We start from the raw sequence: 10,726 nt of genomic DNA, 5'->3' as shown, positions 1-10,726 counted from the left end.
CCCAGACCAGCGGGTTGATAGGCCGGAAGTGGAAGCACCGCAAGGTGTGGAGCTGACCGGTACTAACAGGCCGAGGGCTTGACCACACACACCTCCACCACGAGGGGTCTGTGCCAGGGTCAACCAACGAAGACTTGTCTCGCGTCCACTGTGCGGTTCTGAACGCACGAACCAGCTTGGTTCGAAGTTCACAGAGTTACGGCGGCCATGGCGAGAGGGAAACGCCCGGCAACATTCCGAACCCGGAAGCTAAGCCTCTCAGCGCCGATGGTACTGCCCTGGAGACGGGGTGGGAGAGTAGGACGCCGCCGGACAACCATTCCCGAAGGGGCCCCAGCATTCGTGCTGGGGCCCCTTCGTCGTTCCCCCAGCTCGGTCGGCATCGGACGGTGCCCGCTCACGGCGCCTCTCCGCACGTCGCGGAGGAGCCGGCAGGGGCGGCGGGTCACCGGTCGCCTGCCCGGGTCATCGCCGGGGGCGGGGCTCCTTCGTGGTGGCGCCGACGTTGTCGGCGAGCCACGCGTTCAGCCGGCCCAGATCCCGCCAGGCGGCGCGAACCCGGTCGACGGCCTCCCGGGTGTGCAGCCAGTCCTCCGGCGTCCACCGGCGGGTGGCGTGCAGCGCCTTGTGCCTGAGCAGCTCGATGCGGGGATCCGCAGCCGAGTACCCGGCCGGGACCCGCACCAGGCGGTCACCCTCGATCTCCCAGCCGGCGGTGCGCAGGCGGGACACCTCGGCCTCCAGGCGGGGCCCCTGCACCGGGTCGGCCACCGCCCGCCGGTACCTCGCCACCTGGTCGGACTCCAGGCGCCAGGCGCCGCCCGAGACGGACAGCCCGTCGGCGGAGATCTGGACGTACCAGGCGCCCGCGCCGCGCCCCTCCGGGTTGACGACGGCGCCCTGGTGGGTCTTGTAGGGGGTCTTGTCGTGGCTGAACCGGACGTCGCGGTACGGGCGGAAGACCTTCGCCGTCCCGAACTCGGGCGCCAGCTCCTCGACCAGCGCGGTCATCGGTGCGCGGACGTGGGCGTCGTAGTCGGCGCGGTGCGCGGTCCAGTAGGCCTTGCTGTTGTCGGCCTCGAGCCCCTCGTAGAAGACCAGTCCCTCGTCCGGGAAACCGTCGAAGGTCATCGGTCCATGTCCTCGTCGTCCAGCGCGACGTGCCAGCGCAGCTCCCGCAGAGGTGCTGCCCCGGTGTCCAGCGTGCGCGCCCACCCGTCGGGCGCCCAACCCGCCGATGCGTAGAAGTCGGCGGACGCCCGGTCGGATTCCGCGAGCCACACCTGGAGCCGGGCGGTGCGGTCGGCAGCGGCGAGGTCGGTGACCGCGGCCAGCAGGCGGCTGCCGTGGCCGCGCCGTCCCCACCGGGGCTCGACCAGCAGCGTGGTGATCTCGGCGGCGTCGTCCCCGGGCGTCACGGCGGCGAAGCCCACGACCGCCTCCCGCTCGACGGCGACCAGCACCCGGTGCCGGGTCGAGGGCGGGCTGGCGACGGCCGACCGCCAGGACGCCGTGACGGCCGCCTCGTCCCAGCTGTCGAGGACCTCCGGCGGCAGCAGCGCGCGGTACGCGGTCCGCCAGGTGACGCCCTGCACCCGGGCGATGGCGGCGGCGTCGTCCGGTCGGGCCGGTCGGACCGACACGTCGGCGGAGCCCGTGCGGCGGGGGAACGGGAGCGAGGTCACCCGGGCAGCGTAGGTCCGGTGGCCGGAGCGGCGGGTGTCGTACCGGGCGGGCAGGATCCTCGGGCGTGACCTCCGTCGAACGGTTGCCCGCCGCGCTGGCGAGGCGGATCGCCCTGGCCGCCCAGGGCTTCGCCGAGCCGCGGCCGGTCGCCGCCGTCGGGACACGGCAGCTGCGGCGGCTCACCGAGCGGCTGGCCGTCGTCCAGATCGACTCGGTCAATGTGCTCTCCCGCTCGCACTACCTGCCGGCGTTCAGCCGGTTGGGGCCCTATCCGCGCGAGGCGCTCGACGGGTTGGCGAACCGGCGGCACGACCTGTTCGAGTACTGGGCGCACGAGGCGTCGTTCCTCCCCGTACGGCTGCAGCCCTTCCTGCGCTGGCGCATGGCGGCCGTCCAGCGGGAGGCCTGGGGCAGCATGACCCGGGTGCACCGGGAGCGACCCGAGTACGTGGCGGCGTTGCTCGAGCGGGTGCGTCGCGACGGCCCGCTCCGCGCCGGCGAGCTGCAGGAGGAGCGGCCCAACCGGCCGGGCAGCATGTGGAACTGGCACGCGGGCAAAGCCGCGCTGGAGTACCTCTTCTTCACCGGCGCGCTCACCGCCGCCCGCCGGACGGCGGGGTTCGAGCGCGTCTACGACCTGCCGGAGCGCGTCCTGCCCTCCGCCGTCCTCGCCGCCCCCACCCCGGAGCGGCCCGACGCCGTGCGGGAGCTCGTCCGCACCGCCTCGCGGGCGCTCGGCGTCGCCACCGAGACCGACCTGCGCGACTACTTCCGCCTCACCCCGGCCGACGCCAGGACGGCGATCGGCGAGCTGGCCGACGCCGGTGAGCTCCTTCCGGTCGAGGTGGCCGGCTGGGGGCGCCCGGCCTGGCTGGACCCCGCGGCCCGCCGTCCTCGGTGGATCCGGGCGCGGGCGCTGCTCAGCCCGTTCGACTCCCTGGTGTGGGAGCGGCCACGGGTCGAGCGGATCTTCGGCTTCCGCTACCGGCTGGAGATCTACACACCGGCGCAGCAGCGGGTGCACGGCTACTACGTGCTGCCCTTCCTGCTGGGCGACCGGCTGGTGGCTCGCGTCGACCTCAAGGCGGACCGGAAGGCCGGCGTCCTGCGCGTGCAGGCGGCGCACGCCGAGGCCGGCGTGGAGCACGCTGCGGTCGCCGCCGAGCTCGCCGACGAACTGCGGCTGATGGCCGGGTGGATGGCGTTGGACGACGTCGCCGTCGTCCAGCGGGGGGACCTGTGGCCCGACCTCAGCCGTGCGCTGGGGGCCCCGCCGCTCCCGGCCTGAGGCCGGCGAGCCGGCGCACCACCTGCAGCCCCGCCGGCTCCCCGGGCCAGTGCCGCACGAGGGCGTCGTCGCCGGCGCGGCGCACCACCGAGCGCAGCGCCCAGGCCACGACCACGATGTCGTCGGCCTGGCCGAGGACCGGCACGACGTCGGGCACGAGGTCCACCGGCGAGAGCAGGTAGGCCAGCAGCAGCCAGAGCCGCACACGCAGCGCCGCGGGCAGGGTGCGGTCGGCGGCCAGCCGGCGCACCAGCCGCACGACGTCGGGGAGCAGGCGCAGGCCGTCTCGGACGGTCAGCCCGTCGGGCCGGGTGCGCCACAGGGCGGCGAGCAGCACCAGCCAGACCAGCAGGAACCCGCCGGCCACGGCGAGCAACGGACGCCACCACTCCACACCGCCAGTCTGCCCGCCCGGCCGCCGTAGGCTCGACGGGTGCCAGAGATCGCGCCGCTCCGGGTCCAGGTCGTCGCGCAGACGCAGTTCACCGCGCCGGCGGACGTGCCGTGGGAGACCGACGCCGACGGCGGTCAGGCGCTCGCCGAGTTCGCCGGGCGGGCCTGCTACCAGGCGTGGGACAAGCCGAACCCGACCACCGCCACCAACGCCGGCTACCTGCGGCACATCCTGGAGGTCGGGCACCTCTCGGTGCTGGAGCACGGAACGGTGAGCATGTACCTCACCGGGGTCTCCCGCTCGCTCACCCACGAGCTGGTGCGGCACCGGCAGTTCTCCTACAGCCAGCTCTCCCAGCGGTACGTCCCCGAGGACGGCGCGGCCGTCGTCGAGCCGGCCGTGATCGCCGAGGACCCCGAGCTGCACGCACGGTTCCTCGCCGCCACCGAGGCCGCCGTCGCCGCGTACGGTGCGCTGCTCCAGGGGCTGGAGGAGCGGGTCGCCGACGCCCCTTCCGCGACGCTGCGCCGCAGGCAGGCCCGCCAGGCGGCCCGCGCGGTGCTGCCCAACGCCACCGAGACCCGCATCGTCGTCACCGGCAACTACCGGGCCTGGCGGCACTTCGTGGCCGTGCGGGCCAGCGAGCACGCCGACGTCGAGCTCCGCGAGCTGGCGATCGCCTGCCTGCGCGAGCTCCAGCGCGTGGCCGCCAACGTCTTCGGCGACTTCCGGATCAGCCGGCTCGGCGACGGCACCGAGGTCGCGGCGAGCCCCTTCGTCACCGAGGGCTGAGCCCCGCGCGACGGCTGGGGCGGGTGTTCCCGGGCCGCGGCCCGGTGGAGGCGGGCCGCCGTAGGCTCGGGGTCGTGGCAGCACCGATCGACACCCAGTACGAGGACCTCCTGCGGCGCATCCTGGCGCAGGGGACGCCGAAGGCGGACCGGACCGGGACGGGGACGGTGAGCCTGTTCGGCGAGCGGCTGCGCTACGACCTGTCGGAGACCTTCCCGCTGGTGACGACGAAGAAGGTGCACTTCCGGTCGATCGCCGTCGAGCTGCTCTGGTTCCTGCGCGGCGACAGCAACGTGAGCTGGCTGCGCGAGAACGGCGTCACCATCTGGGACGAGTGGGCGTCCCCGGACGGCGAGCTCGGCCCCGTCTACGGCGTGCAGTGGCGGTCGTGGCCCACCCCCGACGGCGGGCACGTCGACCAGATCGCGAACCTGCTCGACACGCTGCGCACGGACCCCGACTCCCGCCGGATGATCGTCTCGGCCTGGAACGTCGCCGCCCTGCCCGAGATGGCGCTGGCCCCCTGCCACGCGTTCTTCCAGTTCTACGTGGCCGACGGCAAGCTCTCCTGCCAGCTCTACCAGCGCAGCGCCGACATGTTCCTCGGCGTGCCGTTCAACATCGCGAGCTACGCGCTGCTCACCCGGATGATCGCCGCCCAGGTCGGGCTGGAGCCCGGCGAGTTCATCTGGGTCGGGGGTGACTGCCACATCTACAACAACCACGTCGACCAGGTGACCGAGCAGCTCTCCCGGGAGGTGCTGCCCTTCCCGACACTGGAGCTCGCGCCGGCGCCCACGCTGTTCGACTACGGCTACGAGCACTTCACGGTGCGGGACTACCGCCACCACCCCGCGATCCGGGCGGCCGTGGCGGTGTGACCGGCCCGGCGAGCTCGCCAGCCGGGCGGAGCGGCGTGGCGCTGATCTGGGCGCAGGCGCGGGGTGGCGTCATCGGTGCCGACGGCGGCCTGCCCTGGCACCTGCCCGAGGACCTCGCGCTCTTCCGCCGGCTGACCACCGGGTCGACGGTGGTGATGGGCCGGCGCACGTGGGAGTCGTTGCCGGAGCGCTTCCGCCCGCTGCCGAACCGGGTCAACGTCGTGCTGACGTCGGATCCCCGGTGGTCGGCCGAGGGGGCGCTGGTCGCGCACTCGGTCGCCCAGGTGCTGGCCGAGCACCCGGCGTGCTGGGTGATCGGCGGGGGAGAGGTCTACGCCGCGTTCCTGCCGTACGCCGACCGGGTGGTGGTCACCGACGTCGACGTCGCCGTCGACGGCGACACCTGGGCGCCGGCGCTGGACGGGGGGTGGGTCCGCACCGCGCGCACGCCGGCCGAGGGCTGGTCGGTGTCGGCGTCGGACGGCCTGCGCTTCGCGGTGTCGGAGTACGTGAGGGGATCGGTTCCCTCCGCTGGGTAGATTCTCCCCATGACCACCGACCCCGCCCGGCCGTTCGGGCGCCTCCTCACGGCGATGGTCACCCCGCTGGCCGAGGACGGGTCGATCGACCTGGCCGGGGCCCAGGAGCTGGCCGCGCACCTGGTCGACCGGGGTGGGAACGACGGGCTGGTCGTCTTCGGGACGACGGGTGAGTCGCCGACGATCAGCGACGCCGAGCAGCGCGCCGTCCTCGAGGTGGTGCTGGACGCCGTCGGTGACCGGGCCACGGTCGTCGCCGGCGTCGGGACGTACGACACCGCGCACTCGATCGAGAAGGCGCGCGCGGCCGCGGAGCTCGGCGTCCACGGCCTGCTGGTCGTGACGCCGTACTACAACCGGCCCCCCCAAGCCGGTCTGCTCCGCCACTTCACCTCGGTCGCCGACAGCACCGACCTGCCGGTGATGCTGTACGACATCCCCGTCCGCACCGGGATGCCCATCGAGGTGGAGACGCTCGTGCGCGCCGCGGAGCACCCGCGGATCGTCGCGGTGAAGGACGCCAAGGGCGACTTCGGTGCCATGGCCTGGACGATGGCGCGCACCGACCTCGCCTACTACAGCGGCGAGGACATGCTGAACCTGCCGATCCTCGCCCTGGGCGGCGTCGGCATGGTCAGCGTCGTCAGCCACGTCGTCGGGCCCCGCCTGGCCGAGCTCGTCGCCGCCGTCGAGGGCGGTGACCTGGTCAAGGCCCGCGAGATCAACGACAGCCTGCTGCCGGTCTACACCGGCATCTTCCGCACCCAGGGCGTCATCCTCGCCAAGGCGGCGCTGCGCGAGCTCGGCCTCCCGGCCGGCCCCGTGCGGCCGCCCCTGGTCGACGCCACCCCCGAACAGATCGCGCAGCTGCGCGCCGACCTCGCCGCCGGCGGGGTCCAGCTCCGAGAGGCGACGACGTCGTGAGCGGACAGGCCACCCAGCCCCACCTGGACCTCAAGGCGCCCCCGCCGCTGCCGGAGGGCGGGCTGCGGGTGATGGCGCTGGGCGGTCTCGGCGAGATCGGCCGAAACATGGCCGTGCTGGAGTTCGACGGCACGCTGCTCGTCATCGACTGCGGCGTGCTGTTCCCGGAGGCGGAGCAGCCCGGCGTCGACCTGATCCTGCCGGACTTCGGCGTGATCGAGCACCGCCTCGACGACATCGCCGCGGTGGTCCTCACGCACGGGCACGAGGACCACATCGGTGCGATCCCGTACCTGCTGCGGCTGCGCGAGGACATCCCGCTGGTGGGCTCCCGCTTCACGCTGGCGCTGGTGGCCGCCAAGCTCCGCGAGCACCGGCTGGACGCGACCCTGGTCGAGGTCGCCGCCGGCGACGACCACGTCGCCGGGCCGTTCCACTGCGAGTTCATCTCGGTGAACCACTCGATCCCCGACGCGCTCGCCGTCGCCGTGAGCACGCCGGCGGGCCTGCTCGTGCACACCGGTGACTTCAAGATGGACCAGCTGCCCCTCGACGGGGTGCTGACCGACCTGGGGGCGTTCGCCCGGCTGGGCGTCGAGGGCATCGACCTGCTGCTGGCCGACTCCACCAACGCCGAGGTGCCCGGCTTCGTCACCCCCGAGCGGTCCATCGGGCCGGTGCTCGACGACGTCTTCGCGCGCGCCTCGCAGCGGCTCATCGTCTCCAGCTTCGCCAGCCACGTGCACCGCATCCAGCAGGTGCTCGACTGCGCGGACAAGCACGGCCGAAAGGTGGCGCTGGTGGGCCGCTCGATGGTCCGCAACATGGGCGTCGCCCGCGACCTGGGGCTGCTGCGAGTGGCGCCGGGCCTCATGGTCTCGCTGGACGACGCCGCGAAGATGCCGCCCGAGCAGGTCGTGCTGGTCAGCACCGGCTCGCAGGGGGAGCCGCTGTCGGCGCTGGGCAGGATGGCGCGCGGCGAGCACCACCAGGTCACCATCGAGGCCGGGGACACCGTCGTCCTGGCCTCGTCGCTCGTGCCCGGCAACGAGACCGCCGTCTACAAGGTGATCAACGGGCTGGCCCGGCTGGGCGCCACCGTGGTGCACAAGGAGACGGCGCGGGTGCACGTCTCCGGGCACGCCCCCGCCGGCGAACTGCGCACCCTGCTCAACGTCGCCAAGCCGAAGTACCTCATGCCGGTGCACGGGGAGTGGCGGCACCTGCGGGCGCACGCCAAGCTCGCCGAGGAGACGGGCATGGCCGCCGACCGGATCCTGCTGGCCGAGGACGGCGTCGTCGTGGACCTCCTCGACGGCAAGGCCTCGATCGTCGGCTCGGTGCCGATCGGCGACGTCTACGTCGACGGGCTCAACGTGGGTGACGTCGGCGAGGAGTCGTTGCAGGCCCGCCGCATCCTCGGCGACGAGGGGTTCGTCTCCCTGACCGTGGTGATCGAGCCGTCCACGCGCACCATCGTGCGGCCGGTGCACCTGTCCACCCGTGGCTTCTCCGACGACCCGTCGGCCTTCGACGAGGTGCTGGCCCTGGTCGAGGACAACCTCAAGCGGGCGCTCGCCGACGACGACGTGGACGCCCACCGCCTGTCGCAGATCATCCGGCGCACGGTCGGCAAGTGGGTGTCGGACAAGCACCGCCGCCGGCCGATGATCATCCCGACGGTGCTGGAGGTCTGAGCTCCCGCCGCATGGCGGCCCTCGGCCAGCGGTCGAGGCCGCGAGCTGCCTCCGCCCGGCGGATGCGCCGCAGGCCGGGCGTGAGCTCGGCGTCCGACAGGAACCGGAACCCCTGCCGCCGGTAGTGAGGGCCGTTCCACGGGACGTCGACGTAGGTGGTGAGCGTGATCGCCGGTAGGTCCCGATCCTTCGCCCACTCCTCCAGGCGGGCGAGGAGCTCCTGACCGAGGCGGCGGCCGGCGTGCTCCGGGTGCACGCTCACCTGCTCGACGTGGGCGCAACCGTCGACCTCGTCGGCGAGGAGATAGGCCACCGGCCGGCCGTCGTCGTCCGTGCGGACCCAGGCGCGGCCCGCGTCCGCGTACTCCCGCAGCGTCTCCAGCGACGGGGGATCGTCCTCCGCCACCAGGCTCATGCCGAGGTCGGCGAACGGGCGGCCGGCGGCGCGCTCGACGTCCTGGAGCGCGGCCAGGTCGGCGCGCACGGCCGCCCGGACGACGCCGGTCATCCCCGCACGACCGCGATCGGCTCGATCGCCTCGCCCGGCGGCAGGTCGAACCCCCAGACCTGCGCGTAGAAGGAGAGCTCCCCGTCCAGCGCGGCGCGGATGTTCTCCGCCTTGCGGAAGCCGTGCTGCTCGCCGGGGAACAGCAGGTAGGCGTGCGGCACCGCTTTGTCGCGCAGCGCCGCGACGATCGCCTCGGCCTGCGACGGCGGCACGACGGCGTCCTCGTCGCCCTGGAACACCGCCAGCGGGGTGTCGAGGGTGTCGACGTGGTTGATCGGTGAGCGCTCGGCGTAGACGTCGGCGCCCTCGGGCCACGGCGCGACCAGGCCGTCGAGGTAGCGGGACTCGAACTTGTGCGTCTCGGCGGCCAGCGCGCCCAGGTCGGCGACGCCGTAGTGGCTCGCCCCGGCGGTGAAGACCCCCGGGCGCATGGAGAGCGCGGCCAGCGTGGTGTAGCCCCCGGCCGACCCGCCGCGGATCGCCATCCGGGCGGGATCGACCCGGCCGGCGTCGGCGAGGAAGCGCGCGCACGCGACGACGTCGTCGAGGTCGACGACGCCCCACCGGCCCTGCAGCGCGTCGCGGAAGCGGCGGCCGTAGCCCACCGAGCCGCGGTAGTCGACGTCGGCGACGCAGAACCCGCGGGAGGTCCAGTACTGGATCTCCAGGTTCAGCACCGGGACGGCGGCCGCGGTAGGGCCACCGTGGACGACGACCACCAGCGGCGGGAGGCTCCCCTCCGGGGGCGTCACCTCCGGGTTCGCCGGCGGGTAGACCTGGGCGTGGGCGACGCCGATCCCCGTGCCGCGGTCCTCGGTCGGGAAGGTGACGTGCTCGGGCCGGGAGAACCAGGCCGGGTCCAGCTCCAGGTCCCGCGCCGGGCGCAGCACCTCCGCCGCGCCGTTGTCGACGTCGACCCGCAGGACCACCGGCTCGCTCGCCGGGCCGCCGGCGACGCAGACCACCGAGGTGCCCTGCGCGGTCAGGTACCGGAACGTGCCGTAGGGGAGGTCGAGCTCCCGGGGCTCCGCGCCGCGGCTCAGTACCGCCAGGCGGTCGCGCCCGGCCCGGCCGTAGGCCAGGACGACCCTCCCGTCGGCCAGCAGGGCGTAGCGCGACTGACCGAACACCCACTGCGGCCCGGCGATGTCGCTCCCGGCGTCGAGCACGAGGTCCGGTGCCCCGCCGGGACGCCGGCGGTAGAGGGACCAGACGTCGGTGCGGTCGCACAGGAACCACAGGGTGCCGTCGGGGCTCCACGTCGGCTGGACGACGGACTCGCCAGGACCGCCGGCGACGACAGTCTCGTTACCGTCACCCGACCGGACGACCAGCTGCGCCGCGTCCCACGGCATGTCCGGGTGGTCCCACTGCAGCCATGCCAGCGTGACCCCGTCAGGGCCCGGCCGCGGGTCGGAGACGAAGTCGGGACCGGAAACGAGCACCTCCGTCGCCCCGTCCGGGCGCACCAGCACGATCTCGTTCACCACGTCGGCCGCTGCGCCGGAGGCGGTGTGCGTCTCCCGCACCGCGAGCACGCCGTCCGCGACCACGGCGAGGTCCGCGTGCCGGACGCCGGACGGAACGGCCGGCTCCGGGGTCACCGCGACGGGCGAACCGTCGCCGGGCGCCAGTCGGTACAGCCGCTGGTCCGAGAACTCCGTGAACCACAGGACGCCGTCGGACACCGTCCAGGCGCCGCCGCCGTACTCGTGCACCCGGGTGCGGGCGTTCCAGGGCGCCGGCAGGGCGTCGGTGACCACGCCGTCGGGGGATCGCCGCACGAGCGCGGTGCGGCCGCCCTCGGCCGGTCGCGACTCGGCCCACCAGACGTCGTCCCCGTCCACGACCACCTCCCCGAGACGGGCCGCCGCCCGCACGACGAGCTCGGAGGTGACGGGGGTGGGCCAGCTGCCGTGGGGGAGCGGGGTGCTCATGCGTGTGACGTTATGGGATGGCGGTGCGCGGGACACGACGTCCGGCCTGCCCGCCGGGAACCCGCCCCGGGCTTACGGTC

At 73.9% G+C, this 10,726-nt stretch carries 11 protein-coding genes and 2 rRNA genes; 8 read left to right on the top strand and 5 right to left on the bottom strand.

The annotated features are described in order from the left end of the window. Positions 1 to 86 (top strand): 23S ribosomal RNA (locus ACI79Q_RS05230); the annotation flags it as partial. A 111-nt stretch (positions 87 to 197) separates the two neighbouring features. Next, a 5S ribosomal RNA gene (rrf, locus tag ACI79Q_RS05225) occupies positions 198 to 314 on the top strand. Positions 315 to 465: 151 nt separating this feature from the next. On the opposite strand, the gene ACI79Q_RS05220 is transcribed toward rrf, so the two are convergent. Both ACI79Q_RS05220 and ACI79Q_RS05215 read right to left on the bottom strand, forming a co-directional pair. After that, positions 466 to 1,131, bottom strand: coding sequence for a DUF2461 domain-containing protein (locus tag ACI79Q_RS05220; protein ID WP_456596506.1), 666 nt, complete (start codon positions 1,129 to 1,131; stop codon positions 466 to 468). After that, a complete protein-coding gene (locus ACI79Q_RS05215; protein WP_456613800.1) occupies positions 1,128 to 1,685 on the bottom strand; it encodes an N-acetyltransferase family protein in 558 nt (185 codons plus the stop codon). The genes ACI79Q_RS05220 and ACI79Q_RS05215 overlap by 4 nt, the downstream gene beginning before the upstream one ends. Positions 1,686 to 1,750: 65 nt before the next feature. Between ACI79Q_RS05215 and ACI79Q_RS05210 the strand changes: the two genes are divergently transcribed. Continuing rightward, positions 1,751 to 2,974, top strand: a complete 1,224-nt coding sequence (locus tag ACI79Q_RS05210; protein ID WP_456613799.1) for a winged helix-turn-helix domain-containing protein — start codon at positions 1,751 to 1,753, stop codon at positions 2,972 to 2,974. On the opposite strand, the gene ACI79Q_RS05205 is transcribed toward ACI79Q_RS05210, so the two are convergent. Next, positions 2,937 to 3,368: a DUF1232 domain-containing protein gene (locus ACI79Q_RS05205; RefSeq protein ID WP_456613798.1), complete on the bottom strand. Its 432-nt coding sequence runs from the start codon at positions 3,366 to 3,368 to the stop codon at positions 2,937 to 2,939. The two genes, ACI79Q_RS05210 and ACI79Q_RS05205, sit on opposite strands and share 38 nt — an antisense overlap. Before the next feature lie 39 nt (positions 3,369 to 3,407). Between ACI79Q_RS05205 and thyX the strand changes: the two genes are divergently transcribed. From thyX to ACI79Q_RS05180, 5 genes are all read left to right on the top strand, one after another. Beyond that, positions 3,408 to 4,160: an FAD-dependent thymidylate synthase gene (gene thyX, locus ACI79Q_RS05200; RefSeq protein WP_456589335.1), complete on the top strand. Its 753-nt coding sequence runs from the start codon at positions 3,408 to 3,410 to the stop codon at positions 4,158 to 4,160. 74 nt (positions 4,161 to 4,234) lie between these two features. Beyond that, positions 4,235 to 5,041 (top strand): thymidylate synthase, encoded by an 807-nt coding sequence (locus tag ACI79Q_RS05195; protein WP_456596511.1) that lies wholly within the window; start codon positions 4,235 to 4,237, stop codon positions 5,039 to 5,041. 35 nt (positions 5,042 to 5,076) lie between these two features. Further along, on the top strand, positions 5,077 to 5,580 hold the full coding sequence (locus ACI79Q_RS05190; RefSeq protein WP_456614320.1) for a dihydrofolate reductase: 504 nt from the start codon (positions 5,077 to 5,079) through the stop codon (positions 5,578 to 5,580). Positions 5,581 to 5,589: 9 nt separating this feature from the next. Further along, entirely contained in the window at positions 5,590 to 6,504 is a 915-nt protein-coding gene (gene dapA, locus ACI79Q_RS05185) for a 4-hydroxy-tetrahydrodipicolinate synthase (RefSeq protein ID WP_456589338.1), read from the top strand. Next, entirely contained in the window at positions 6,501 to 8,201 is a 1,701-nt protein-coding gene (locus tag ACI79Q_RS05180) for a ribonuclease J (protein ID WP_456589339.1), read from the top strand. Before dapA ends, ACI79Q_RS05180 begins: the two co-directional genes overlap by 4 nt. Here the strand turns inward: ACI79Q_RS05180 and ACI79Q_RS05175 are convergent. After that, complete coding sequence (locus ACI79Q_RS05175; protein WP_456614319.1) at positions 8,176 to 8,709, bottom strand: GNAT family N-acetyltransferase; 534 nt, start codon at positions 8,707 to 8,709, stop codon at positions 8,176 to 8,178. The genes ACI79Q_RS05180 and ACI79Q_RS05175 overlap by 26 nt on opposite strands. Continuing rightward, on the bottom strand, positions 8,706 to 10,646 hold the full coding sequence (locus tag ACI79Q_RS05170; RefSeq protein WP_456614318.1) for a prolyl oligopeptidase family serine peptidase: 1,941 nt from the start codon (positions 10,644 to 10,646) through the stop codon (positions 8,706 to 8,708). Before ACI79Q_RS05170 ends, ACI79Q_RS05175 begins: the two co-directional genes overlap by 4 nt. Positions 10,647 to 10,726 lie beyond the last annotated feature (80 nt).

This window comes from Blastococcus sp. SYSU DS0828 (assembly GCF_054050975.1).
The sequence above is the reverse complement of the archived record's forward strand: the minus strand, read 5'-3'. Positions and strand labels throughout refer to the sequence as shown.